The sequence below is a fragment of the Lysobacter sp. TAB13 genome (genome assembly GCF_052113885.1).
Taxonomy (GTDB): Bacteria; Pseudomonadota; Gammaproteobacteria; order Xanthomonadales; family Xanthomonadaceae; genus Lysobacter; species Lysobacter gummosus.
Window position 1 is genome coordinate 1 of sequence record NZ_JBFRDR010000016.1, and the last position, 25,014, is coordinate 25,014.

18 protein-coding genes and 1 pseudogene are annotated in these 25,014 nt (G+C 66.7%); 10 read left to right on the forward strand and 9 right to left on the reverse strand.

Annotation, left to right across the window (positions count from 1 at the left end; all coding sequences use genetic code 11):
• The 3 genes and pseudogenes from AB4Y92_RS17880 to AB4Y92_RS17890 all read right to left on the reverse strand — a co-directional run.
• Window positions 1-88: pseudogene (locus tag AB4Y92_RS17880) on the reverse strand (IS1595 family transposase); the annotation flags it as partial.
• Window positions 89-286: 198 nt separating this feature from the next.
• Window positions 287-1,291, reverse strand: coding sequence for a cytochrome d ubiquinol oxidase subunit II (gene cydB, locus AB4Y92_RS17885; protein WP_441820886.1), 1,005 nt, complete (start codon window positions 1,289-1,291; stop codon window positions 287-289).
• Window positions 1,292-1,319: 28 nt separating this feature from the next.
• On the reverse strand, window positions 1,320-2,720 hold the full coding sequence (locus tag AB4Y92_RS17890; protein ID WP_441820887.1) for a cytochrome ubiquinol oxidase subunit I: 1,401 nt from the start codon (window positions 2,718-2,720) through the stop codon (window positions 1,320-1,322).
• 622 nt (window positions 2,721-3,342) lie between these two features.
• Here AB4Y92_RS17890 and AB4Y92_RS17895 point away from each other — a divergent pair.
• Together AB4Y92_RS17895 and hemF are read left to right on the forward strand one after the other, a co-directional pair.
• Window positions 3,343-5,718 (forward strand): prolyl oligopeptidase family serine peptidase, encoded by a 2,376-nt coding sequence (locus tag AB4Y92_RS17895; RefSeq protein ID WP_441820888.1) that lies wholly within the window; start codon window positions 3,343-3,345, stop codon window positions 5,716-5,718.
• A 205-nt stretch (window positions 5,719-5,923) separates the two neighbouring features.
• Window positions 5,924-6,832: an oxygen-dependent coproporphyrinogen oxidase gene (hemF, locus tag AB4Y92_RS17900; RefSeq protein WP_057944881.1), complete on the forward strand. Its 909-nt coding sequence runs from the start codon at window positions 5,924-5,926 to the stop codon at window positions 6,830-6,832.
• 167 nt (window positions 6,833-6,999) lie between these two features.
• On the opposite strand, the gene AB4Y92_RS17905 is transcribed toward hemF, so the two are convergent.
• From AB4Y92_RS17905 to polA, 3 genes are all read right to left on the reverse strand, one after another.
• Window positions 7,000-7,485, reverse strand: a complete 486-nt coding sequence (locus tag AB4Y92_RS17905; RefSeq protein ID WP_441820889.1) for a DUF421 domain-containing protein — start codon at window positions 7,483-7,485, stop codon at window positions 7,000-7,002.
• Between the two features lie 253 nt (window positions 7,486-7,738).
• The gene (locus AB4Y92_RS17910; RefSeq protein WP_441820890.1) at window positions 7,739-8,143 is read right to left on the reverse strand and encodes a hypothetical protein; all 405 of its coding nucleotides are present in this window, start codon (window positions 8,141-8,143) and stop codon (window positions 7,739-7,741) included.
• A 265-nt stretch (window positions 8,144-8,408) separates the two neighbouring features.
• Window positions 8,409-11,192 carry a DNA polymerase I gene (gene polA, locus AB4Y92_RS17915; RefSeq protein ID WP_441820891.1) on the reverse strand — a complete coding sequence of 928 codons (2,784 nt, stop codon included), beginning with the start codon at window positions 11,190-11,192 and terminating at the stop codon, window positions 8,409-8,411.
• Between the two features lie 287 nt (window positions 11,193-11,479).
• Between polA and AB4Y92_RS17920 the strand changes: the two genes are divergently transcribed.
• The 3 genes from AB4Y92_RS17920 (at window position 11,480) to AB4Y92_RS17930 (ending at window position 13,056) form a co-directional block, all read left to right on the forward strand.
• Complete coding sequence (locus AB4Y92_RS17920; protein WP_441820892.1) at window positions 11,480-11,818, forward strand: DUF2782 domain-containing protein; 339 nt, start codon at window positions 11,480-11,482, stop codon at window positions 11,816-11,818.
• Between the two features lie 78 nt (window positions 11,819-11,896).
• Window positions 11,897-12,340, forward strand: a complete 444-nt coding sequence (locus AB4Y92_RS17925; protein ID WP_441820893.1) for a GNAT family N-acetyltransferase — start codon at window positions 11,897-11,899, stop codon at window positions 12,338-12,340.
• A gap of 167 nt (window positions 12,341-12,507) precedes the next feature.
• Entirely contained in the window at window positions 12,508-13,056 is a 549-nt protein-coding gene (locus AB4Y92_RS17930; RefSeq protein WP_441820894.1) for a hypothetical protein, read from the forward strand.
• A 48-nt stretch (window positions 13,057-13,104) separates the two neighbouring features.
• Here the strand turns inward: AB4Y92_RS17930 and AB4Y92_RS17935 are convergent, their stop codons facing one another.
• Window positions 13,105-14,322 carry a phytase gene (locus AB4Y92_RS17935; protein WP_441820895.1) on the reverse strand — a complete coding sequence of 406 codons (1,218 nt, stop codon included), beginning with the start codon at window positions 14,320-14,322 and terminating at the stop codon, window positions 13,105-13,107.
• A gap of 160 nt (window positions 14,323-14,482) precedes the next feature.
• On the opposite strand from AB4Y92_RS17935, the gene AB4Y92_RS17940 reads away from it, so the two are divergent.
• Window positions 14,483-16,825 carry a TonB-dependent receptor plug domain-containing protein gene (locus AB4Y92_RS17940; RefSeq protein WP_441820896.1) on the forward strand — a complete coding sequence of 781 codons (2,343 nt, stop codon included), beginning with the start codon at window positions 14,483-14,485 and terminating at the stop codon, window positions 16,823-16,825.
• 287 nt (window positions 16,826-17,112) lie between these two features.
• Here AB4Y92_RS17940 and uvrD read toward each other — a convergent pair whose 3' ends face one another.
• Window positions 17,113-19,290, reverse strand: a complete 2,178-nt coding sequence (gene uvrD / locus AB4Y92_RS17945; protein WP_441820897.1) for a DNA helicase II — start codon at window positions 19,288-19,290, stop codon at window positions 17,113-17,115.
• Between the two features lie 62 nt (window positions 19,291-19,352).
• Here uvrD and AB4Y92_RS17950 point away from each other — a divergent pair, with 62 nt between their 5' ends.
• The gene (locus AB4Y92_RS17950; RefSeq protein WP_441820898.1) at window positions 19,353-20,372 is read left to right on the forward strand and encodes a M61 family metallopeptidase; all 1,020 of its coding nucleotides are present in this window, start codon (window positions 19,353-19,355) and stop codon (window positions 20,370-20,372) included.
• 69 nt (window positions 20,373-20,441) lie between these two features.
• On the opposite strand, the gene AB4Y92_RS17955 is transcribed toward AB4Y92_RS17950, so the two are convergent.
• Window positions 20,442-21,110, reverse strand: a complete 669-nt coding sequence (locus AB4Y92_RS17955) for a TIGR00645 family protein (protein WP_441820899.1) — start codon at window positions 21,108-21,110, stop codon at window positions 20,442-20,444.
• Window positions 21,111-21,382: 272 nt separating this feature from the next.
• Here AB4Y92_RS17955 and AB4Y92_RS17960 point away from each other — a divergent pair, with 272 nt between their 5' ends.
• From AB4Y92_RS17960 to AB4Y92_RS17970, 3 genes are all read left to right on the forward strand, one after another.
• Window positions 21,383-22,093, forward strand: a complete 711-nt coding sequence (locus tag AB4Y92_RS17960; protein ID WP_441820900.1) for a glutathione binding-like protein — start codon at window positions 21,383-21,385, stop codon at window positions 22,091-22,093.
• Between the two features lie 94 nt (window positions 22,094-22,187).
• Window positions 22,188-24,479, forward strand: a complete 2,292-nt coding sequence (locus AB4Y92_RS17965; protein WP_441820968.1) for a S9 family peptidase — start codon at window positions 22,188-22,190, stop codon at window positions 24,477-24,479.
• Between the two features lie 42 nt (window positions 24,480-24,521).
• The gene (locus AB4Y92_RS17970; protein ID WP_441820901.1) at window positions 24,522-24,950 is read left to right on the forward strand and encodes a cytochrome c oxidase assembly factor Coa1 family protein; all 429 of its coding nucleotides are present in this window, start codon (window positions 24,522-24,524) and stop codon (window positions 24,948-24,950) included.
• The last annotated feature ends 64 nt before the right edge of the window (window positions 24,951-25,014 follow it).

Consider the following 25,014-nt stretch of genomic DNA (forward strand, 5'->3'; position numbering starts at 1 on the left):
TGAGATCCAGTGCCCAACAGCGCACGAGCGCCCGAAATCGGGCCTCGCTGATTTTCGAACGGCTGTAGTACCTGTTTTTCTTTTGCATTTCAGGAAGATAGCTGCGTTATGGGACAGCTTTGCTTCCTAAGACCCTTGAAAAAGGGGGCTGGCGCCTGCGCGGGGTTCGTATCCCGGCAATTGGCTGCGCCGGGGGATTTGTCGGAGGCACCGCGATCTGACCCTAATCCCCCCTCCCCCCCTTTTTCAAAGGGGGGAACAGCCCACCGCTTTGGCAACAGCGCCCTCAGTGATACCCCACATCCGCAGCGATCTTCCCGCTGAACACCCGATACGACCAATACGTGTAGCCCAGGATCGCCGGCAGCAGCACCACCAGGCCGACCAGCACGAAGCCCTGCGACGACGGCGGCGAGGCCGCGTCCCAGATCGTCAGCCCCGGCACGATGTTCGGCCAGATCCCGGCCACCAGCCCGATGAAGCCGAGCACGAAGAACCCCAGCGCGTACAGGAACGGATGCCCGTCGCGGCCTTCGCGCATGACCGAGCGCCACAGCGCCCAGGCGTTGGCGATCACCAACAGCGGCACCGGGAACAGCCAGTAGAAATTCCCGCCCTCGAACCAGCGCGCCATGATCCGCGAATCCAGAAACGGCAACCACGCGCTGACCAGCCCGATAAACACCGCCACCACCAACACCAGCGGCCGCGCCAAGGTGCGCGCGACCAACTGCATGCGCCCGTCGGTCTTCAGGATCAGCCAGGTCGAACCCAGCAGCGCATAGCCGAACACCACCGCCGCGCCGGTCAACATCGAAAACGGACTGAACCAGTCGAAGATGCCGCCGACGTATTTGCCTTCCTGCATCGGCATGCCTTCCATGATCGCGCCCAGGATCACGCCCTGCGCGAACGCGCAGAACAGCGAGCCCAGCGCGAACGCCGCGCCCCAGGCTTTCTTCGCCCGCCGCGCCTTGAAGCGGAACTCAAAGGCGACGCCGCGGAACACCAGCGCGATCAACATCAGCAACACCGGCAGATACAGCGCCGACAACACCAGCGCATAGGCCTTCGGGAACGCGGCGAGCAAGCCCGCGCCGCCGAGCACCAGCCAGGTTTCGTTGCCGTCCCAGATGGGCGCGGCGGTATTCATCATGTGATCGAGCTGGTCTTCGTCCTCGGCGAACGGCGCCAGAATGCCCAGGCCGAGCACGAAGCCGTCGAGCAGCACGTACATCAGCACGCCGAAGCCGATCACGCCGAACCAGATCACGGGCAGCCAGTATTCCATCGTCCTACTCCGTTTCGATTCGAAGCGCTCAGACGCCGGCTTCGCTGGATTCGTCCGGCACCGACAACGGTCGCGCCGGGGTCTTGTCGCCCATCGCGCCGCGCGGCGGCGGCTCGTGCGGATGCGGGCCCTTGCGGATCAGCCTGACCAGATAGCGGAAACCGGCGCCGAACACGGTCAGATACACCACCGCGAATACGATCAGCGACGTCATCACGCTGGCTGCCTCGATCGGGCTGACCGCATCGGCGGTGCGCAGCAAACCGTAGATCACATACGGCTGGCGGCCGATCTCGACCACGTACCAACCGGCCAGGATCGCGGCGAACCCGCTCATGGTCAGCACCCGCCAGCCCCACAGCGCCGCGCGCGATTGGTACAGGCGCCCGCGCCACAACTGCCACAGCGAAAACACCACCAGGGCCAGCATCGCCATCCCTAAGCCGACCATCACCCGGAAGGCGTAGAACACCGGCTTCACCGGCGGCCGCTCGCTGGCCGGAACCGACTTGAGCGGCTGGATGTCGCCGTCCAGCGTATGGGTGAGGATCAGGCTGCCGAGCTTGGGCACGGCGATTTCCATATCGTTGCTTTCGGTCTTTTCGTTCGGCACCGCGAACAAAATCAGCGGCACGCCTTCGCCGGGCGGATTGGATTGCCAATGCGCTTCCATCGCCGCGACCTTGATCGGCTGATGCTCGCGCACGTTCAAGCCGTGCAGATCGCCGACGAACACCTGCGTGGGCACGGTGATCGCGGCGAAGATCACCGCCGCCTTGAGCATGCGCTTGCCCGCTTCGACATGGATGCCGCGCAGCACGTACGAGGCGCCGACGCCGCCGATCACGAAACAGGTGGTGATGAACGCCGCCAGCACCATGTGCGCGAGGCGGTACGGGAACGAGGGATTGAAGACGATGGCCCACCAACTGTCGGGCTCGAACACACCGTTGACGATCTTGTAACCGGCCGGCGTCTGCATCCAGCTGTTGGCCGAGATGATCCAGAACGTGGAGATCAGCGTCCCCAACGCGACCATGCAGGTCGCCAGGAAATGCATGCGCTCATCGACCCGGTTCCAGCCGAACAGCATCACTCCGAGGAAGGTCGCTTCCAGGAAGAACGCGGTCAGCACCTCATAGGACAGCAGCGGCCCGAGGATATTGCCGGCCTGTTCGCTCAGCACCGCCCAGTTGGTGCCGAACTGGAAACTCATGACGATGCCCGACACCACGCCCATGCCGAAGGACACGGCGAAGACCTTGGTCCAGAAGAAGAACAGATCGCGCCATAAAGTGTCGCGGGTGCGCAGCCAGCGCCATTCGACGAAGGCCAGCCAACTGGCCAGGCCGATGGTGAAGGCGGGAAACAGGATATGAAACGAGATCACGAAACCGAACTGGATACGCGACAGCAGCAGGGCGTCCACGTGCATTGCCTCCATGGCGCATCACGACGCGCCAGCGGGTTCATTTTGCGCCGCACCATGCACCGATGCCGGCGGTTGCGTGGAATCACATAAACCGCAAAGGCGGTGAGCGTGGCGTAGTGGCGGGGCGAAACGGCTTACGTTGTGTGCGCACTATCGCGTTGCGAACATGTCGGATCAAGCGCTTGCACCGCCATCGGCGGCATTCGATGTTTCATGCCCGCATCGCGTTTCGCGGCTCGATGCTCGGCTGCATATGCGACAAAACGCGGCAACGCCGTTCGCTCGAATCTTCGCTCGTTGCGAGTGTTTTCGTTGCTCACGCCCACTCACCTGAGACGTTTTGTCCAGTGGATATTTGCGCTCGTGCAACATCGACGTACCTCGCGCCCTTCCCTTCTCCCGCTTGCGGGAGAAGGTGCCCGGAGAGCGGATGAGGGCCGTGGCCGCGGAGGGAAACATGCTCGCCACCCAACCCCGGACAAAACCGCCGATCCGGCAAACCCCAAGCCAATCCCCCGCCAATCCCGCGATTTAGCCCTCATCCCATGACCAACGGCCGGCCCGTCGCCCCGCTCCGGACTGCTACGCTGCGCCCACTTTTGTCCCTAGAGCCCGTTCGATGCGCCTCTCCTACGCCACGCTCGCCGCCCTGCCCCTCGCGCTGCTCGCCAGCGCCGCCTTCGCCCAGGCCGCGCAGCCCCTGACCTTGGCCGACACGATGGCCGACCCGGACTGGATCGGGCCGCCGGTCGAACGCGCCTGGTGGGCCTGGGACGGCCAGCGCGTGCAGTACCAACTCAAGCGCGAAGGCGCGACCATCCGCGACACCTGGCAGGCCGGCGTCGGCGGCGGCGCGCCGCAGCGCCTGGACGGCGCAGCGCGCGGCGACATCGACGCCGTCAACCCGGCCTACGACGCCCAGCGCACGCGCATGGCCTTCATCCGCAACGGCGACGTGTTCGTGCGCGATCTGCGCAGCGGCGCGCTGACCCAGGTCACCCGCAGCAACGACACCGAGGCGCGGCCGCAATTCGGCCGCGACGGCAATCTGGTGTTCCGCGTCGATAACCAGTGGTACCAGTGGCGCGCCGGCCAAGGCGTGAGCCAGGCCGCGCAGGTGCGCGCCGAGAACGATCCGGCCAAGCCGCCGAAGGCCGACGTGCTGCGCGACTATCAGCTCGCCACCATCGACACCCTGCGCAACGACCGCGCCGCGCGCGAAGCCGCGCGCGAGCAGGACGAAGCATGGCGCAAGAGCGACGCCAGCCGCGCGCCCAAGCCGGTGTACCTGGGCGACGAGATGGAGATCATCGACAGCGCGTTGTCGCCCGACGCGCGTTACCTGCTGGTCGTGACGCAGGCCAAGAAAGGCGACGCCGGCACCGTCGGCAAGATGCCCAAGTACGTGACCGAATCGGGTTACGAGGAATTCGAAGAAACCCGTACCCTGGTCGGCCGCAACGAACCGCTGCCGCAGAAGCTGTGGCTGGTCGATGTCGCCAACGCCAAGGCCAGCGAACTCAAGTTCGACAAGTTGCCGGGCATCGCCGACGACCCGCTCGCCGCGCTGCGCAAGGCGGCCAAGCGCGACGCGCTCAAGGGCGACCGCCCGGTGCGCATCGGCACCGACGGCGACGGCAGCGGCGTGGCCATCCACTGGAGCGAGGACAGCCGCCATGCCGGTGTGCTGGTGCGCGCGATCGACAACAAGGACCGCTGGCTGACCTCGGTGGATCTGGCCAAGGCGACGCTGGAAACCCGCCACCGCCTCACCGACAAGGCCTGGGTCGGCTGGGATTTCAACGATTTCGGCTGGTTCGCCGACGGCGGCCTGTGGCTGCTGTCGGAACAAAGCGGCTACTCGCACCTGTACGTGAGCGACAACGGCGGCGCGCCGCGCGCGATCACTTCGGGCAAATGGGAAGTCTCCGCGCCCGAACTCGGCGCCGACGGCAAGACCTTGTTCTTCCTGTGCAACCGCAAGTGGCCGGGCGACTACGAAGTCTGCGCGGCCGATCGCGGCGGCGGCGCGGTGCGCGAAGTCACCGCGCTCGACGGCGTGGAAAGCTTCTCGGTCTCGCCCGACGGCGGCAAGCTGCTGGTGCGTTATTCGCAAAGCTATCTGCCGCCGCAACTGGCGGTGGTCGATAGCAGCGGCGAGAACACCGTCAAGCTCACCGACACCCGCAAGAGCGCGTTCAAGAGCCGCGAGTGGATCCAGCCCGAATACGTGCAGGTCCCGTCCAAGCACGGCGCCGGCACGGTCTGGGGCAAGTTCTACGGGCCGAAGAACTACGAGGCGGGCAAGAAGTATCCGATCGTGATGTTCGTGCACGGCGCCGGTTATCTGCAGAACGTCAGCAACCGCTACTCCAACTACTTCCGCGAGCAGATGTTCCACAACCTGCTGGTGCAGGAAGGTTACGTGGTGCTCGATCTGGACTACCGCGCCTCCGAGGGCTACGGCCGCGACTGGCGCACCGCGATCTACCGGCAAATGGGCCACCCGGAACTCGAGGATTACCTGGACGGCCTGGACTGGCTGGTCGCCAACAAGCAGGGCGACCGCGACCGCGCCGGCATCTACGGCGGCTCCTACGGCGGCTTCATGACCTTCATGGCGCTGTTCCGCGAACCGGGCAAGTTCAAGGCCGGCGCCGCGTTGCGCCCGGTCTCGGACTGGTCGCAGTACAACCACGAATACACCGCCAACATCCTCAACACCCCGGACCTGGACCCGGAGGCGTACAAGAAGTCCTCGCCGATCGAATACGCCTCGGGCCTCAAGGACAACCTGCTGATCGCCCACGGCATGATCGACGACAACGTGTTCTTCAAGGACTCGGTGATGATGACCCAGCGCCTGATCGAACTGCGCAAGGACAAGTGGGAGATCGCGCCGTATCCGCTGGAACGGCATGGCTTCACCCATCCGGACGCGTGGTACGACGAGTACCGGCGGATCTATGAACTGTTCAATCGCACGCTGAAGTAACCCCGCGCGTTTCGCGCCGCGACTCCGACGCCCGCCCGCGACCGATGGCCGCAGGCGGGCGTTGTCGTTTGGGGCGCGGCGTCGCGCGGCCGCATCGCGTTGGAGAGCCCCGAAACGCGCAGCGGACTTGTTCCCAAGGCTTCGCCGGACTTGGCTGCTCGCGTCCGCTCCTGCCACCGCCTCGCGGCATCGTTAGAATGGCCGCATGAGCGACTTCGACCGCGTACGCGACTATCTCTCCGGCCTGCAGGACCGCCTGTGCGCCGCCATCGAACAGGCCGACGGCCAGGCGCGCTTCGCCGAGGACATCTGGCAGCGGCCAGAAGGCGGCGGCGGACGCACGCGCATCCTGCGCGGCGGCAAGGTGTTCGAGCAGGCTGGCGTCGGGTTTTCCGATGTTTCCGGCAGCCAGTTGCCGCCCTCGGCCAGCGCGGCGCGGCCGGAACTGGCCGGCGCGTCGTGGCGCGCGGTCGGGGTGTCGCTGGTGTTCCATCCCAACAACCCTTACCTGCCGACCACCCACGCCAACGTGCGCCACTTCCGCGCGATGCGCGACGGCGAAACGGTCGCGTGGTGGTTCGGCGGCGGCTTCGACCTGACGCCGTTCTATCCCTTCATCGAGGACGTGCGCCACTGGCATGGCACCGCGCGCGCGCTGTGCGAGCCGTTCGGCGGCGAGGAACGCTATCAGGCGCACAAGCGCTGGTGCGACGACTACTTCTTCCTCAAGCATCGCAACGAGACCCGCGGCGTCGGCGGTCTGTTCTTCGACGATCTGCACGGCGACTTCGAGCGCGATTTCGCTTATCAGCGCGCGGTCGGCGACGGTTTCCTCGACGCGTATCTGCCGCTGGTCGAGCGCCGCCGCGACATGCCGTTCGGCGAGCGCGAACGGCAATTCCAACTGTATCGGCGCGGGCGCTATGTCGAATTCAATCTGGTGTTCGACCGCGGCACCTTGTTCGGTCTGCAGTCGGGCGGGCGCACCGAGTCGATCCTGATGAGCCTGCCGCCGCTGGTGCGCTGGGAGTATGGGTTCTCGCCGGAGGCCGGCAGCGACGAGGCGAAACTGGCCGAGTATCTGCGGCCGCGCGATTGGCTGGGCGAGGACTGATTTGCGGGGTGGTTGCGTCGTCTGCGGTAGTTCGTTGTCGGGGCTGAAGCTCCCTCCCACAAAAGACCTCGCGACCTCATCGACAGGCGGGCCATGCGCGAAAGCTTCGAAGTTTTTTGTGGGAGGGGCTTCAGCCCCGACGCTCTCGTTCGAGCCCCCGCGCAGCCCTACCCGCCCTGATCCGCCTTGTGCACGATCGTGATGTGCCCGTTGGTCTCCAGCATCGCCAGGGCCACGTGATCGATCTCGCTGCAGTCGTTCTCGCGCATCGCCTTCTCGAAATCGGCGCGGCTCACCAGCTCGCGCCGCAGCACGTTGCGGAACACGTGGCCGTCGCGCGCCAGCACCACCGGCTCGCCTTCCAGCACGCGCTCGGCACGGGCGCTGCGCGCGGCCAGATAGCCCACCGACCAGTTCAAGACGATCAGCGTCGCCGCCAGGATCAATCCGCCGGTCACCGAGTTGTCGGTGCCGAGCAGCGCGTTCTGCACCGCGTTGCCCAGCAGCACGATCAGCAGCATGTCGAAGGAAGTGAACTGCCCCATCGAGCGCTTGCCCGAGACGCGGATCATCAGCAGCAGGACGAAGTAGACGATGCAGGCCCGCACCAGATACTCCCACCACGGCATCGACAGATTGAAGGCATCGGACATCGGGCAAGCTCCTGGGGCGACGGACGGGCGACGGTGGCGCGGCGGATTGTGGCGCCGCCGCGCGTGCACCGCATGTTACGGGGGCGACAGCGCAGCCGAGGCGGCGTTAGCGGCGCAGGGGCAAGGCCGGCCTGCGGCGGGATCGGAGCGACGCATCGTGGCGGGCTGTCGTCGCAGCGCGTCGGCGCTGCCGGGGCAGCGCCTGTGGATGCGGTGGGCCGGATCGGAGCCGCCCCGGATCGAGCGCGGCGTGTCAGCCGGGCCGCGGCAATGGCGGGCCTGCTTCGTCCGGCAGAACGATATCCGCGCCGCCGCCGGCTTGAGTCGAACGCAGCGCGCTGCGGAAGCCGCCGCTGCCTGGGTTCCGCCGCGGCCAAGGTAATCGCAAGAACCCCGGCCCGGACGGCGCGGAGACATCGCCGATCTCGCTCCCTGTCGCTACCGTCACCAACGCCTTATTGATTCTAATTATTTCCAAATCCAGGCAAATAACGAACCCGCGCGATTTCATATCCGCAGGTTTTGTTTTACCCGCGCCGACGACGAATCGGACTTTACCCTGCGAGTGATTTCGAGCGCGCCGATATACCCGCGCCACCTGCAGTGAAAGAACACCCCGCGCATCGCCGCAGCGACCAACAAAAAAGCCGCCCTGCATCGCAAGGCGGCTTTTGGCGCTGCAAATAAAAAGCCCCGCAGGCAGGGGGGGCCGGCGGGGCTGGTGGAGCGTGACCTGGGGAGGGGTCGTTCGCTCCGGGGGATCACTCCAGGGGAGGGAGAGATCGGCGACAGACGTTGCATCTGTCGCGACCTATATGACCACCTGGCACATGGATAGTTCGTGAAGATCAGAGTTAATAAATTGTTGGATTCAGGACCGATTCATTAAACCAAGTCCAGCAAAATCAATGGCTTCCAGATAATCAATGCGCTTCGTCCCAATTAATACCGACGCCGGTATCAACGACAAGCGGCACACGTAGCGTGGCCGCCGCGGACATGCGTTGCGAGGCCTGCGTCACCAATTCTTCGACGAACCCATCTTCCACTTCAAACACCAGTTCGTCGTGCACCTGAAGAATCATCTTGGCACGATCGTGGTGAGCGACCAACCAAGCATCGATATCGATCATCGCGCGCTTGATGATGTCGGCCGCGGTGCCCTGCATCGGCGCGTTGATCGCGGCGCGTTCGGCGCCCGCGCGCAGGCCCTGATTGGAGGCCTTGATGTTCTCAAGGTACAAGCGCCGGCCGAACACGGTTTCGACATAGCCCTTCTCGCGCGCGTCCTGCCGCGTGCGCTCCATGAAATCGCGCACGCCCGGATAACGACTGAAATACAGGGCGATGTAGTCCTGCGCCTCGCCGCGGCCGATGCCGAGCTGACGCGCCAGACCGAACGCGCTCATGCCGTACATCAAGCCGAAGTTGATCGCCTTGGCCGCGCGGCGTTCGTTGCCGCTGACCTCGTCCAGCGATTGTTTGCCGAACACTTCCGCCGCGGTCGCGCGATGCACGTCGGCGCCGGATTCGAACGCGCGCACCAGGCCCGGGTCTTCCGACAAGTGCGCCATGATCCGCAACTCGATCTGCGAATAATCGCAGGCCACCAGACGCCGGCCCGCGGGCGCGATGAAGGCGCGGCGGATGCGGCGGCCGTCTTCGGTGCGGATCGGGATGTTCTGCAGATTCGGATCGCTGGAAGCCAGGCGCCCGGTCGCCGCGCCGGCCTGGTGATAGCTGGTGTGCACGCGGCCGGTATGCGGATTGACCATCTCCGACAGCTTGTCGGTGTAAGTGCTGCGCAGCTTGGCCAGGCCGCGGTATTCCAGGATCACCCGCGGCAGTTCGTGCTGGTCGGCGATCGCTTCCAGCGCTTCTTCGTTGGTGCTGGGCTGGCCGGTCGGCGTCTTCACCAGCACCGGCAATTTCAGCTCGTCGAACAACAGCGCCTGCAACTGCTTGGGCGAATCCAGATTGAAGGTGCGCCCGGCCAGTTCGGTCGCCTTGATCTGCGCTTCGAGCATGCGCTTGCCCAGATCCTGCGACTGCCGGCGCAGTTCGTCACCGTCGATCATCACGCCGTTGGCTTCGATGTGCTCCAGCACCGGCACCAGCGGCATTTCGATGTCGCGGTACACGCGTTCGAGTTCCGGCTCGGCGGCCAGACGCGCGCCGAGCACGCGGTGCAGGCGCAAGGTCACGTCGGCGTCTTCGGCGGCGTAACGCGTGGCGTCGTCGATGGCGACCTGCGAGAACAGGATCTGCTTGGCGCCCTTGCCGGCCACGTCGCTGTACTTGATCGTGTCGTAGCCCAGGTAGCGCTTGGCCAGCGAGTCCATGTCGTGACGGCTGCCGGTGGCGTTGTAGACGAAGCTTTCCAGCATGGTGTCGTCGGCGTAACCGGCGACCTCCACGCCGTGGCGGCGCAGGATGTGCAGGTCATACTTGCCGTGCTGGCCGAGCTTGCGCCGCGCCGGATCGACGAACACCGGACGCAGCGCCGCCAGCACTAGCTCGCGATCCAACTGCGCCGGCGCGCCGGGATAATCGTGGCCGAGCGGGATATACACCGCGCGTCCGACTTCGGTGGCGAAGCTCAGGCCGACCAGGTTGGCCATCATCGGGTCGAGCGAATCGGTTTCGCTGTCGAAGGCGAATTCATCGCTGGCCTGCAAGGCCGCGACCAGCGCATCGAGTTGCGCCTGCGTGGTGATCGCCTCGTACTCGCCCTTGACCGCCAGCGCGGCGTCCGGCGTTTCCGCCGCGGCGCTGGAACGGGCGTGGCCGGCGGCGGTCGCGCGCAGGCCGGCGCGATCGGCGGCGATCTCGTTGGCGGTGGCGTTGCCGCTGGCTTCCAGTTCGCGCAGCGCTTGCTTGAAGCCGTAGCGCGCATACAGCGTGCGCAGCGATTCGACATCGCGCTCGCGCAGCGCCAGCTCCTGCGGGCCGCGGTCCAGCTCGACATCGGTCTTGATCGTCGCCAGCTGGCGGTTCAACGGCAACCGGCCCAGCGCGGCGCGCAGGTTGTCGCCGATCTTGCCCTTGATTTCGCCGGCGTGGCCGATCACTCCGTCCAGGGTGCCGTACTCGCCCAGCCATTTGGCCGCGGTCTTGGGCCCGCATTTCTCCACGCCGGGGATGTTGTCCACGCTGTCGCCCATCAGCGACAGCAGGTCGATCACCTGATTGGGATTGACCCCGAACTTGGCGAAGACCGCTTCGTCGGAATCCATGCGGCTACCGCTCATGGTGTTGACCAAGGCCACGCCCGGGCGCACCAGCTGAGCGAAGTCCTTGTCGCCGGTGGAGATGGTGACGTCGATCGCCTCGTCGCCGGCGAAGGCGTTGGCGCACAGGGCCAGGGTGCCGATCACGTCGTCGGCTTCGACGCCGTCGATGCGCAGGATCGGGATGCCCAGCGCTTCCACGATCTCGCACATCGGCAGCACCTGCGCGCGCAGATCCTCGGGCATCGGCGGGCGATTGGCCTTGTACTGCGGGTCGAGATCGTCGCGGAAGGTCTTGCCCGGCGCGTCGACGACGAAGGCCACGTAGTCGGGGCGTTCGTTCAAGGTCGAGCGCAGCATGTTGACCACGCCGAACAGCGCGCCGGTGGGCTCGCCGGCGTCGTTGCTCAGCGGCGGCAACGCGTGGAAGGCGCGGTAGAGGTAGCTGGAACCATCGATGAGGACGAGTCTTTTCATGGGCCCGATTCTACGCCGACCGGTCGCCGGGGCTGCGAATCGCCGGTGGCCGGCGCGGGGGCGGGTGGGTTCGAGTCGGGGCTGAAGCCCCTCCCACAAAAGACCTCGCGGCCTCATCGACAGGCGGGGCGTCGGCGAAAGCTCCGAAGTCTTTTGTGGGAGGGGCTTCAGCCCCGACACGCAGCCGCAACAACGATGCAAGCCGCGAAGCCGAGCCCGTACCCACCGATGCGCACGCTTAACGCGCCCCCGGCGTATGCTGTCGGCCTGAAAAACGGAGAACCGCCATGCGCGCCCCCCACGCGTCGCCGACCCCCTTCGCCGCCCGGTTCGGCACTGTGTTCGCGGCCCTGTCGCTCGCCCTCGCGCTGAGCGGCTGCGCCACCACGGCCGCCGCGGACGATCCCACCGCCGCGCTCAGCAACGCCGAAATCCGTACCCGCACGGTCGAGAACGGCGACACGATCGAGGAATACCGCGTCGCCGGGCAACTGCGCGCGGTCAAGGTCACGCCGGCACGCGGCCCGGTCTATTACCTGGTCGATGAAAACGGCGACGGCCGGCTCGACACCAGCAAGGGCGAAGGCACCGTCTCGCCGGTGTATTTCAAGCTGTTCAGCTGGTAAGCCGGCCCGTCCCGCGAGTGGCCGGCAATCTCGCCGGCCCGATCGACGCCCGCCTGTTTCCTCCATCGTCCCGATCCCATGTCCGCCGATTACCTTCCCGAAATCCGAACCATTCTCGGCGATGCCGAACTGCGCGCCGCGTGGCCGCTGGTGTCGCAGCTGCGGCCCGAATTCGACGAAGCACGCTTCCTCGCGCAGATGCACCGCCAGATCGCCGAAGGCTGCCGCGCCACCGTCGCCTTCGATGCGCAAGGCGTGCCGCGCGCGTTCGCCTGCTGGCGGGTGATGGAGATGCTCGCGGTCGGCCTGCACGTGTACGTGGACGATCTGATCACGGATCAATCCGTGCGCAGCCAGGGCTACGGCAAGGCGATGCTGGACTGGCTCAAGGCCGAGGCCAAGCGGCTGGGCTGCGTGCGCCTGCAACTGGATTCGGGCACCCATCGCCCGCATGCGCATGCTTTCTACATGCGCGAGCGGCTGCGCATCGAAGCCTTCCACTTCGGCGTCGAACTGACCTGACCCGGCGCGGGCACGTCCGCCGCATAAAACCCACGCCGCGAATACGCATCGGCGACCACACGGCCGCGGCGGCGGCCGCGACTGCCCCATCAGGCACGCGCGCGCGGCCGCGCGGGCTGCTAGGGTGCCCTCGGGTCCACAGGGGTGGCGACACAAGGATGAAGTCGATGACTCGCTCTCAGCGTTCGCGCGGTTTCGCCGCCGGCTGTCTCGCCGTCGCGTTGGCCGCGCTGCTCGGCGCCTGCGGCGAACCGGCCGCGAACGTGGCCGAGCCCAAGCCTTACGATCGTCTCGGCGTGCACATGCAGATTCCGGGCAACTGGAAGCTCAGCGACGACGAACGCATCGCCAGCGTGCACTACCTGACCGTGGAAAGTCCCGGCTCGGCGGTGTTCATCGCGATGGTGCAGACCGACCGCAGCCGCGAGCTGCAGGAATTCGCGCGCAGCTTTTCCGCCGAGGCCGACAAGCAGACGCCGGCCGTGCTCGGCCACGACAGCCGCTTCGACCTGTCCGCCTTCGCCGAAGGCACGATCCGCGAGCACTACGTCGTCAGCCTGGGCGGAGTGAAGGTTCCGCACCTGCGCGAATACCGCAAGATCACCGGCGCGCATCGCACTGCGTTCCTGATCACCCAGAGCGCCGATGAAGACCTGGCGCAGACTCGGCCGGGGCTGGATCTGCTGGTGAAGTCGTTCAAGCTCACCGATCGTTGAAACACGCGGTGCGGGCATGCGCACCGACGTGAACCCGCGGCGCCGCGCTCAACCGCCCTGGCAACGGCTGCGCAGATTCAGGGCGCGGGCGATATCGCGCCAGTCGAACGCGCCGACCGCCTGATCGTCGTGCACGGCGTAGAACACGCCGTCGGGAAAACGCACCGAGCCGCTTTGCTGCAGCCACACGCCGTCGGTGTTGCCGACCGCCCCGCCGGCGAACGCGCCCAGATGGCGCAGGCTGGCGCGATCGAACACATGGAACACGCTGCGGTCCTTGTACTGATCGGTGGCGATCCAGTAGCCGCTGCCGTCGTCGCACTGCCACAGGGCGATGCCTTCGGCCTGCGCCTTGAACAGGCCCAGGCCGATGGTCTGGCCGCGGTAACGGCCGTCGAGTGTGTAGTCGCGGATCGCGGTGCCGGTGCTGAGGTCTTCCTCGGCGATCAGCAGGCGGTCGTGGGCGGGATCGCCCCAGATCGATTCGGGCACGCGGATCGCGCCGGCCGCGCTGGTATCGCCGAACGCGCCGAGGTGGCGCGCGACCGGCTCGCCGCCACGCAGGTCGATGCGGTAACGCTGCATGCGCCGGCCCAGTTGCTCCAGCGGCGGCGGAATCTCGTCGCCCTTGGCGTCCTTACCGGCCATGTAAGCGTCGGTGACGATCACTTCCAGCTCGTCCGCGCTGATGCCGCGCACCCACAAACCGTAAGGCTGCTGCAGTTGTTCCTGGCCGAAGCTGGCCAGCGCGCGCAGTCGCGGCGTGCGCGTATCGGCGATGCCCGGCGCATTGAGCGGCGCCGACGGCAACGACAGCGACAGCACTTGCACGCGGTGGTTGTCGCGTTCGACCACGAAGGCCAGATCGCCGAACACGGCGATGCCGTTGGGGCGGCGGAACTCGCCCAGTTCGCCGCCTTCGCGGCCGTAGCGCGCGACGCTGGCGCCCTGGTCGCCGTCGTAGATCACCAGCCCGTTGCCCTGCTTGGCCGTGGCCAACAACCACAAGCGCCCATTCGGCGCGCGCCAGACCGCGGGCGAATCGATGTTGTCCTGCGGTGTGGCCGCGGTCACGAAAGCCTCATCGACCCGCCGATAATCCACGCCGGCGCGCGCCAGCAACGGATCGGCATCGGCCGCGTCGCGCTCGTCGGGCTCGCGTTGCGCGCTGTGCGCGGGCGCTTGCGCGTCGCGCTGCGAATCGGAAGTCGCGCAGCCCGACAGGACGAAAGCGAGGGACAGCAGCAGGGTCGGACGCATCGGCATGCTTGAATTCAAAAGGTAGTACCCCGAACGCTGTTATAGAACCGTCACGTGCCGCCTTCATGACAAGACCGCCGCGCCGAAGCGAGAAATCACGCACACAGTCATCGTCCTGCCATCGCCCGGACTTACAACGTTCGCCACTTGTTCACCGGCGAACCCCATGCGCAGCCCGCGACGTTCGAAGTTCCGTCATCACGCGCTCAGCGCCGCTTTGTTGAGCGTGCTCGCGGTCCCGGCGGCGAGCGCGCAAGTGGCCGCGACCGATTCGGCGACCGAACTCGACCGCGTCACCGTTACCGGCCAGATCGCCTACCGCGACCGCAGCGAAGCCACCGCGCCGACCTTGAGTTACGGCCTGGATTACTTCCAGCGCTTCGAGCCGCTGACCGTGGGCGACATGCTCAAGCGCGTGCCCAGCGTCGGCTTCGTCTCCGACGTGCTCGAATACGACGGCGCGCGCCTGCGCGGCCTGGACCCGGGCTACACCCAGATCCTGATCAACGGCCGCAAAGTGCCCGGCGCCGGCGGCGATCGCTCGTTCTACGTCGATCGCATCCCGGCCGAACTGGTCGAACGCATCGAGATCATCCGCAGCCCCAGCGCGAACCGCTCGGGCGACGCGGTGGCCGGCGCGCTCAACATCGTGCTGCGCGACGCGTACGAATTCGACGGCGGCTATCTGCGCGCCGGCGCGCTGCATTTCGACGACGGCAAGATCAAGCCGGTATTCGGCGCGGTCAGCAGCGGCGAAGTCGGCGGCGGGCGCCTGCTCGGCGGCGTCAACGTGCAGGGCCGGCACAATCCCAAGCGCAAGCGCAGCGACCGCTTCGATTCTCCCGACGGCGACTTCGTCGATCGCGAAGACCAAAGCGACGTGCGCGACGGCACCGACTACTCCGGCAACCTGTCCTACACCCGCGACATCGGCACCGGCCGGCTGAGCCTGGACGGTTTCTACGTCCACACCGATCGCACCGAGACCGAAAATTCACGCGAGTACAACGATCCGGCCAGCCGCGACCGCGCGCGCCTGTTGTCGGTCAACGATCAGAAAGTCGATATCAAGCAGGACAACGCCAGCCTCAACGCGCGCTATGTGTTCGACATGGCCGGCGGCCGCAGCGAGATCGACCTGGGCTACGCCCGCTTCGAAGACCGCCGTCACGACACCGAGCAGGAAGTCGGCTTCGACGACGAAGACAGCCCGCCGTCGTTCGACGGCTTCGAAGGCACGCGCGTCCTCGGCGACACCCGCGACAGCGAATTCAGCCTCAAGCTCGCCCACAGCCGCGCGCTGGGCGCGGCCAAGATGGAGTTCGGCATCGACGGCCTGGACAAGCGCCGCACCAGCGCGCTGCGCACCAGCGAAGTCGAAGCCGAGGACGAAGGCGAGCCGTTGCCGCCCTACGCCGATTTCGCCCGCCAGGCCAGCCGCATCGAAGAGCGCCGGCTCGATCCGTACCTGATGTTTTCCGGCAAGCAAGGCCGCGTCGATTGGGAGACCGGCCTGCGTTACGAAACCACCCGTTCGAAGATCCGCAGCGTCGCCGAGGAAGGCGAGGACGCGGTGCGCAACGACAAGAATTACGGCCTGCTGCTGCCGTCGGCGCACCTGCGCTTCAACCTGACCGAGCACGACCGCCTCAGCGCCTCGATCGCGCGCACCGTGCGCCGTCCCGATTTCAATCAGCTGTTGCCGATGACGCTGGAAGAGGAGTACGGCGACAACGATTTCCTCGGCAATCCGGAATTACGTCCGGAAACCGCCTGGGGCCTGGATCTGGGCTACGAGCATCGCCTCGGCCAGCGCGGCGTGGTCGGCTTGAATCTGTTCTATCGCAAGGTGCGCGACCTGATCGAGATCGTCGGCACCGGCCGGCCCAGCGCGACCGCGCTGGACGATCATGACGATGTGATCGAGGAGTTCCTCGACGACCATCCCGGCGCCGGCCCGGGCACCCCCGGTTATCCGCTGCTGGACCCGGACAGCTTTGTATTCACCGCCACCAACGTCGGCGACGGCCGCGTCTACGGCGCCGAATTCGATCTGTCCACGCCGCTGACCGCGCTGGGCCTGGCCGACACCGGCGTGTTCCTCAACTACTCGTGGCTGGACAGCGAGGTGGACGACGACTTCGGTCAGCGCCGTTTCAACAACCAGCCGCGCTCGGTGCTCAACGTCGGCTTCATCCAGGACCTGCCGACGCTGGGCATGTCGTTCGGCGCGAGCTACCGGCGCCAGGGCGATGCTTACTCGCGCGTGCTGGGCGAGGAGGTGTCGACGCATTACGGCGCGGATCTGGAAGCCTTCGTCGAAAAGCGCTTCGGCTCGCGGGTGGCGGTGCGGTTGACCGGGTCGAATCTGCTCAACGCATCTAAGGATGAGAACTTCAACAAGTTCGATACGCTGGGCGAGCAGTTGGATCGCGAGTTCGATGAGTACGAGCGCGAGCGGGAGAAGGCGGGGCCGGTGTATCAGTTGGTGGTGCGGTATGCGTTTTGAGCAAAAGGCCCTGCACTGACCTGGGTCTTTGCTCGTCATTCCCGCGAAGGCGGGAATCCAGAGACTTCAGCGCCATCCCTCAGACCGTCATTCCCGCGAACGCGGGCTCCGCTTTACTTCGGCGGTAGCCGAACATCCAGCGACTTCAAACGTTCTCGCACGAAAGGCCCTAGATTCCCGCGTTCGCGGGAATGACGGCTGGAAGGTCCGAGGCGTAGGCGAAGCCACAACTTCAGCCGTACCGCTGGGGGGAGCTTCGCGTCTTCATTGCCGCGCTGAACGACTAACTAGAGCGACTGCAAATTCGCATAAGCCAACACCAGCCACTTACTGCCAGCATCATCGAAATTCACCTGCACGCGCGCATGCGCACCGCTGCCTTCGTAATCGGTGACGGTACCGCTGCCGAAGGTGGGGTGGCGCACCTGCGAGCCCAGCTTGACCGGCGGCGCCTCGATCGAGGCGTGGCCCATATCGCGGCGCGGCGCGCTGTTGAACATGGGGCGCGACACCTGCACCTTCGGCCGCACTTCGTTGAGCAGCGAGGTCGGGATTTCGCGCAGGAACCGCGACGGCGTGCCGAACATGTCCATGCCGTGGATACGCCGGGTCTCGGCATAGCTCAGCACCAACTTCTCGCGTGCACGGGTGATGCCCACGTAGGCCAGGCGCCGTTCCTCTTCCAGCCGCCCGGACTCTTCCGTCGAACGCGCGCTCGGGAACAAGCCCTCTTCCAGCCCGCCCAGGAACACCAGCGGGAATTCCAGGCCCTTGGCGCTGTGCAGGGTCATCAGCTGCACGCCGTCTTCGCCGGCCTGGGCCTGGCCTTCGCCGGCTTCCAGCGCGGCGTAGCTCAGGAACGCGATCAGCTCCGGCATCGCCGCGGCATCGTCTTCGTCGCTGCGGGTGAAGCGCGAGGCCACCGAGACCAGTTCGTCGAGGTTCTCCGTGCGCGAGTCGAGCTGGCCGCGCGATTCGTTGGCGTAATGCTCGCGCAAGCCCGAGCGCTGCAGGACGTGATCGATCTTCTCCTGCAGCGGCATCTCCGCCACGTCGCTTTCCAGCGTATCTACCAAGGCCGCGAAACCGGCCAGGGCGTTGCGCGCGCGCGCGGCCAGCACCGATTCCTGCGCTACCCGGCGCGCGCCTTCCCACAGCGGCACCGCGTCGGCGCGGGCGCGCTTGCGCACTTCGTCCAGGGTGCGCTCGCCGATGCCGCGCGTGGGCGTGTTGACCGCGCGTTCGAACGCGGCATCGTCGGCGCGGTTGGCGATCAGGCGCAGATAGGCCAGGGTGTCCTTGATTTCGGCGCGCTCGAAAAAGCGCTGGCCGCCGTAGACGCGGTACGGCACCTGCTCGGACAGCAGCGCTTCTTCGTAGGCGCGCGATTGGGCGTTGCTGCGGTAGAGAATCGCGACATCGCCGTGACTGCCGCCGTCGCGCACCCACTGGCGCAGGCGCTCGACCACGAAGCGCGCCTCGTCCATTTCGTTGTAGGCCGCGTACAGATCGATCGGCTCGCCGTGGCCGGTGTCGGTCCACAGCTTCTTGCCCAGGCGGTCGGGGTTGTGCGCGATGACCGCGTTGGCCGCGTCGAGGATGTTCGCGCTGGAGCGGTAGTTCTGCTCCAGGCGGATGGTCTGCGCGCCGGGGAAATCGCGCAGGAAGCGCTGCACGTTCTCGACCTTGGCGCCGCGCCAGCCGTAGATGGCCTGATCGTCGTCGCCGACCACGAACACATGGCCGGTGTCGCCGGCCAGCACGCGCACGAAGGCGTACTGGATGGCGTTGGTGTCCTGGAATTCGTCCACCAGGATTTCGCGAAAGCGCGTGCGGTAATGGGTCAGCAGGGCGGCGTTGTCGCGCAGCAGCTCGTGCGCGCGCAGCAGCAGTTCGGCGAAATCGACCAAGCCGGCGCGTTCGCAGCGCTCCTGATAGGCCTCGTAGCAGCGCAGCATCACATCGGCCCAGTCGTCGCCGGCCGGCTGGATGTTGCGCGGGCGCCGGCCTTCGTCCTTCTGCGCGTTGATCCACCAGGTGATCTGGCGCGGCGGAAAACGGGTTTCGTCGAGTTCCAGCGCCTGCACCACGCGTTTGACCAGTCGCAGCTGGTCGTCGCTGTCGAGCACCTGGAAGCCTTCCGGCAGCTTGGCCTCCTGCCAGTGCAGGCGCAGCAGGCGATGGGCGAGGCCGTGGAAGGTGCCGATCCACATGCCACGCGCGCCGCGCGCCAGCTGCGCGTCCACGCGCGTGCGCATTTCGCCGGCGGCCTTGTTGGTGAAGGTCACCGCGAGAATGCCGTGGGTCGGCACGCCGTAGACTTCGTTGAGCCAGGCGATGCGATGGGTCAGCACGCGGGTTTTGCCGCTGCCGGCGCCAGCGAGGACCAGATAGTGGCCGGCGGGGGCCGAAACGGCCTCGCGCTGGGCCGGATTGAGTGCGTCGAGCAGGTGCGATACGTCCATCGGGTTATTGTACCGGCCCGGATGCGGGAACCTTCCCGCCGTGACGGGTTCCAATCACGACCATGACCGTTCGCGCCCTGTCGTTGCCGACTTTGCTGGTTTGCGCCGCGCTCGCGGCCAGCGCCGGCCCTGCGCGCGCGCAGCCGCCGTCGGCCGCGGACGACAACGCCGGGGTCGCCGCGACCAGCGATGAACGCGTCATCCGCGCCGGCGACACCCGCCTGCACGTGATCGTCGAAAACGCCCCGAGCCGGCTGCGCGCCGACGAACTGCAGCGCTGGCTGGCCGAATGCGCCAACGCCGCGCTGACCGCGTTCGGCCGCTTCCCCTTGCACGATGCGCAGGTGCGTATCCGTCTGGTGCCGCGCCGCGGCCGCGATTCCAGCCCGGTGCCGTGGGGCCAGACCGTGCGCGAAGACGCCGTGTCGGTGCTGCTGTACGTGCGCGAAGACGCCGGCATGGCCGAGCTGCGCGGCGACTGGACCGCGGTGCACGAGCTGTCGCACCTGTTCCACCCGTATCTGGGCGACGACGGCCGCTGGCTCGCCGAAGGCCTGGCCAGTTATTACCAGAACGTGCTGCGCGCCCGCGCCGGCCTGCTCGACGCGGACGAAGCCTGGCGCCGGCTCGACGGCGGATTCCAGCGCGGCCGCCGGGTCGGGCCCGGCGCGCGCATGGACGAGGTCGGCTGGAGCCGCGGCAGCACCATGCGCATCTACTGGGCCGGCGCGGCGTTCTGGCTGGACGCGGACGTGCAGCTGCGGCGCGAACACGGCACCGACCTGGATCGCGTGCTGGGGCGTTATTCGCAATGCTGCCTGGACAGCGACTCGCGCCTGGAACCGCAGGAATTCATCGCCGCGCTCGATCGCGCCGGTGGCCGCGGCGTGTTCGCGCGCTTGTACCGGCGTTATGCGGCGATGACCGAATTTCCGTCGCAGGACGCGCCGTATCGCGCCCTGGGCATCAGCGAAAGCGACAAGGACACGCTGCGTTTTTCCGACGATGCCGAAGCGGTGCGCCTGCGCCGGGCGATCATGGGCGCGCGATCAACGGATACTGCGCCAGCGAAAAGCGACTAAGCGCTTCGCCACTGCTTATGCGGGAGGGGCTTGAGCCCCGCCCACAAAAGAATCCGAAGCGTCCCGCTGTCAGTGCGCCTTGGCCGGCGCCTTGTGCGCGCCGCTCATCAGCTTGTCGGTCATCGCGATGCCCAGCGCCGAGACGATGAACAGGAAGTGGATGATGGACTGCCACATCACGCCTTCGGAGGTCACCTCGCTGCAGCGCGCCAGCTTGGCCGTTTCGGCGACGCTGTTGGCGGCCGTCGCCACGCCGCTGGCGGTCATCGAGGCGATGGCGCGCGCGGCTTCATAAGCCTCCGGCGTGCCACACAGCGGCAGGCCCAGGTTGCCGGCGCCGATGAAGGTCTTGAGCAGATGGATCGAAGAGATGCCGATGATCGCCATCGCCAGCTTGACCTTGAGCACGCTGGCGTTGACGTGGCTCAGCCACTCGGGCTGGTCCGGGTGGCCTTCCAGGCGCATGCGCGAGACGAAGGTCTCGTAGCCGCCGACGATGACCATCACCAACAGGTTGGAGATCATCACCACGTCGATCAGGCCCAGCACGATCAGCATGATGCCCTGCTCGGTCAGGGTCGCCGCGTCGTGCACCAGGTGGATCAGTTCCTTGACGAACTGGAACACGTACACGCCCTGGGCGACGATCAGGCCCAGGTACAGCGGCAGCTGCAGCCAGCGCGAACTGAAGATCAGGGCCGGCAGGGGATTGAGTCGGGTGATCTTGGGATCGGTCATGCGGAACTCGGAACTCGTTGAATGGGAAGGCGATTCCCGCAAGGCGGGGGTCCAAGAGTAGCCGGGCCGGGACGACATCGCCATGTCGGGGCGCGGCGCGGATTCAGTTAATGCGCGCGCGGTCGCCGCTTTCGCCGCCGATTCGCCCCGTCGCGAGCCCGCTTCGCCAACGCGCACAGCGCCCTGCGGCACACGCCATTCCATCGGTACGACCCAGGCGCGCGCGGGGCCGTGCTTACACTGCCGGCTTTCCCCTGCCGAGTCCTCAGCCCATGATCGACCTGCACTATTGGCCCACGCCGAACGGCCACAAGATCACTTTGTTCCTGGAAGAAGCCGCCCAGGCCGGTGCCGCGCTGGCGTATTCGATCAAGCCGGTGGATATCGGCGCGGGCGATCAGTTCAAGCCCGATTTCCTCGCGATCTCGCCCAACAACCGCATGCCGGCGATCGTCGACCATGCGCCGGCGGACGGCGGCGCGCCCGTCAGCGTGTTCGAGTCCGGCGCGATCTTGCAGTATCTGGCGGAAAAGACCGGCCTGTTCGCTCCCGCCGACCTGCGCGGCCGGGTCGCGGTCAACGAGTGGCTGTTCTGGCAGGTCGGCGGCTACGGCCCGATGCTGGGCCAGAACCATCACTTCAACCGCTACGCCCCGGAGAAGGTGCCCTACGCGATCGACCGCTATCAGCGCGAGACCGAACGCCTGTACGGCGTGCTCGACCGACGCCTGGCCGGGCGCGACTTCATCGCGGCCGATACACTCACCATCGCCGATTTCGCCTGCTACCCCTGGACCCGCGAACACGAATGGCACCACGTCGATCTGGCCGCCTATCCCAACGTGCAGCGCTGGCACGATGCGCTGAGCGCGCGCCCGGCCTTCCAGCGCAGCTACGAAATGGGCAAGGTATACCGCGCCGACAAGACCATGACCGACGAGATGCGCCGCAATCTGTTCGGTACGCCGGCGCCTCGACCCTGATCCAGCAACCGCCGCCGGACCGCGTTCCGGCGGCAGCAACGGACCCATCGCCCGCATGAATCATTCCCGCCGTCTCGCCGTTTGCCTGCTCGCCATGACGCTGACCGCCACTTCCGCCCTCGCCGCTCCCCCCTCCGCCACGGCGGCCGCGCCGGCCGCCGGCAAGCTGACCCTGGACGCTCTGACCGGCGACGCGCCGCTGTCGGGGCCGAGTTTGGTCAAGCCCAAGATCGCGCCGGACGGCAGCCGGGTCGGCTTCCTGCGCGGCAAGCAGCGCGACCGCAATCGCCTGGACCTGTGGGCCTACGACATCGCCAGCGGCAAGACCACACTGCTGGTCGATTCCGACGACGTGCTGCCGGGCGCGGAAGTGCTCAGCGACGCGGAGAAGGCGCGGCGCGAGCGCCAGCGCATCGCCGCGCTGTCGGGCATCGTCGATTACCAGTGGTCGCCCGACGGCAAACGCCTGCTGTTCCCGCTGGGCGGCGAGTTGTACCTGTACGACCTGCAGAAAACCGGCAAGGCCGCGGTGCGCAAGCTCACTCACGGCGAGGGCTTCGCCACCGATCCCAAGCTCTCGCCCGAAGGCGGCTTCGTCAGCTTCGTGCGCGACCGCAATCTGTGGGTGATCGATCTGGCCGACGGCAAGGCCACGCAGTTAACCCGCGACGGCAGCGACACCATCGGCAACGGCGTGGCCGAATTCGTCGCCGACGAAGAAATGGATCGTCATACCGGTTATTGGTGGGCGCCCGACGATTCGGCGATCGCCTTCGCCCGCATCGACGAATCGCCGGTGCCGGTGCAAAAGCGCTACGAGGTCTATCCCGATCGCACCGATGTGGTTCAGCAGCGTTATCCGGCCGCCGGCGATGCGAACGTGCGCGTGCGCCTGCTGATCGCCAGCGTGCGCGATCGCGAAATCGGCGTGTGGCCGCTCAACGCCGACGGCAGCAAGGGCGCGCACGGCAAGCGCACCTTGCCGGCCGGCCAGACCACCGAAATCGATCTGGGCAAGGAACAGGACATCTACCTGGCGCGGGTGGATTGGCGCGATGCCGATCACCTGACCTTCCAGCGCCAGTCGCGCGATCAGCACAAGCTGGAACTGATCGAAACCGATCTGCAGTCGGGCCGGCAACGCACCTTGGCCAATGAGACCTCCAAAACCTGGGTGCCGCTGCACAACGACCTGCACTTCCTCAAGGACGGCCGCATCCTGTGGAGCAGCGAGCGCAGCGGTTTCGAGCATCTGTACCTGCTGTCGGCCGACGGCCGCAAAGCCACGCCGCTGACCTCGGGCGAATGGCCGGTGGACAGCGTGCTCGCGGTCGATGAAGACGCCGGCCAGGTGTATTTCGCCGCCGGCAAGGACACCCCGACCGATGCGCAGGTGTACCGCGTGCCGCTCGCCGGCGGCGCGATCGAGCGCCTGTCCAAGACCGACGGCATGCACGCGGCCAGCTTCGCCAAGAACGCCAGCATCTACGTCGATGCCTGGTCGAATCCGCAGACGCCGCCGCAGCTGGAGTTGTTCCGCAACGACGGCAGCCGCATCGCCGCGCTGGTCGAAAACGATCTGGCCGATCCCAAGCATCCCTACGCGCCGTACCTGCAGGCGCAGCGCCCGATCGAGTTCGGCACGATCAAGGCCGCCGACGGCAAGACCCCCCTGCACTACAGCCTGATCAAGCCCAGCGACTTCGACCCGAACAAGCGTTACCCGGTGGTGGTGAACGTCTACGGCGGCCCGGCCTCGCAGACGGTGAAGCGGGCGTGGGCGCCGGACTTCAATCAATACCTGGCCCAGCGCGGCTACGTGGTGTTCTCCATCGACAACCGCGGCACGCCGCGGCGCGGCGCGGCCTTCGGCGGCGCGCTGTATCGCAAGCAGGGCACGGTGGAAGTCGTCGACCAGCTTAAGGGCGTGGAATGGCTGAAGTCGCAGCCGTGGGTCGATGGCGGCAAGATCGGAGTCTACGGTTGGTCCAACGGCGGCTACATGACCCTGATGTTGCTGGCCAAGGCCAGCGACCAATACGCCTGCGGCGTCGCCGGCGCGCCGGTCACCGACTGGGGCCTGTACGACAGCCATTACACCGAGCGCTACATGGGCCTGCCGAAAACCAATCCGGACGGTTATCGCGAAGGCCGCGTGCTCGAACACCTGGACGGTCTGAAATCCAAGCTGCTGCTGATCCACGGCATGGCCGACGACAACGTGCTGTTCACCAATTCCACCGCGCTGATGAGCGCGCTGCAGCAGCGCGGCCAACCGTTCGAATTGATGACCTACCCCGGCGCCAAGCACGGCCTGCGCGGCCGCGACAATCTGCATCGTCTGCGCCTGACCGAGGATTTCTTCGAGCGCTGCCTGAAGCACTGACGCGCGCGGACCGTCCCATCCCGGCGAAAGGAAGCCACTGCGATGAACAGCGAATACAGCAAGCCCTGGGTGCAGCGCCACTGGATCTTGCTGCTGGTGTTGGCCGCCGGCTTTATGCTGGTGCTGTTGATCGGCCTGTTCTTGATAACCATGTATTCGGTGATGACGGCGATGAAAGGCTCGCCGGTCTACATCGAAGCGATGAACAAGGCCCGCGCCAGCACCGAGCTGGCCGCGGCGCTGGGCCGGCCGATCGAAGATGAGCCGTGGCTGGTCGGCGCCAGCCAGCGGCAGGAAGGCGAGGGCCATGCCTTTTTCATCATTCCCGTGCACGGCCCGAAGGGCACGGCCGAGGTGCATGCCGACGCCGACCTGCACGACGGCGTGTGGACCTTCAGAACCCTGCGCGCCAAGCCCGAGCACAGCAGCGACTTCATCGATCTGCGCGAAGCCGACTCGGCCACGCGCTGAGCCGCCGCGGGCGGCGCCTGCCCGCCCGCGCATGACCTTCGGGGCTTGGCCGGCGCGCGCGCCG

Bases quoted from the DNA above. Each gene is read 5' to 3' on its own strand.
- cydB (WP_441820886.1), bottom strand. From the start codon at position 1,291: ATGGAATACTGGCTGCCCGTGATCTGGTTCGGCGTGATCGGCTTCGGC.
- AB4Y92_RS17895 (WP_441820888.1), top strand. From the start codon at position 3,343: ATGCGCCTCTCCTACGCCACGCTCGCCGCCCTGCCCCTCGCGCTGCTC.
- hemF (WP_057944881.1), top strand. From the start codon at position 5,924: ATGAGCGACTTCGACCGCGTACGCGACTATCTCTCCGGCCTGCAGGAC.
- AB4Y92_RS17905 (WP_441820889.1), bottom strand. From the start codon at position 7,485: ATGTCCGATGCCTTCAATCTGTCGATGCCGTGGTGGGAGTATCTGGTG.
- AB4Y92_RS17910 (WP_441820890.1), bottom strand. From the start codon at position 8,143: ATGCAGGGCGGCTTTTTTGTTGGTCGCTGCGGCGATGCGCGGGGTGTT.
- polA (WP_441820891.1), bottom strand. From the start codon at position 11,192: ATGAAAAGACTCGTCCTCATCGATGGTTCCAGCTACCTCTACCGCGCC.
- AB4Y92_RS17920 (WP_441820892.1), top strand. From the start codon at position 11,480: ATGCGCGCCCCCCACGCGTCGCCGACCCCCTTCGCCGCCCGGTTCGGC.
- AB4Y92_RS17925 (WP_441820893.1), top strand. From the start codon at position 11,897: ATGTCCGCCGATTACCTTCCCGAAATCCGAACCATTCTCGGCGATGCC.
- AB4Y92_RS17930 (WP_441820894.1), top strand. From the start codon at position 12,508: ATGACTCGCTCTCAGCGTTCGCGCGGTTTCGCCGCCGGCTGTCTCGCC.
- AB4Y92_RS17935 (WP_441820895.1), bottom strand. From the start codon at position 14,322: ATGCCGATGCGTCCGACCCTGCTGCTGTCCCTCGCTTTCGTCCTGTCG.
- AB4Y92_RS17940 (WP_441820896.1), top strand. From the start codon at position 14,483: ATGCGCAGCCCGCGACGTTCGAAGTTCCGTCATCACGCGCTCAGCGCC.
- uvrD (WP_441820897.1), bottom strand. From the start codon at position 19,290: ATGGACGTATCGCACCTGCTCGACGCACTCAATCCGGCCCAGCGCGAG.
- AB4Y92_RS17950 (WP_441820898.1), top strand. From the start codon at position 19,353: ATGACCGTTCGCGCCCTGTCGTTGCCGACTTTGCTGGTTTGCGCCGCG.
- AB4Y92_RS17955 (WP_441820899.1), bottom strand. From the start codon at position 21,110: ATGACCGATCCCAAGATCACCCGACTCAATCCCCTGCCGGCCCTGATC.
- AB4Y92_RS17960 (WP_441820900.1), top strand. From the start codon at position 21,383: ATGATCGACCTGCACTATTGGCCCACGCCGAACGGCCACAAGATCACT.
- AB4Y92_RS17965 (WP_441820968.1), top strand. From the start codon at position 22,188: ATGACGCTGACCGCCACTTCCGCCCTCGCCGCTCCCCCCTCCGCCACG.
- AB4Y92_RS17970 (WP_441820901.1), top strand. From the start codon at position 24,522: ATGAACAGCGAATACAGCAAGCCCTGGGTGCAGCGCCACTGGATCTTG.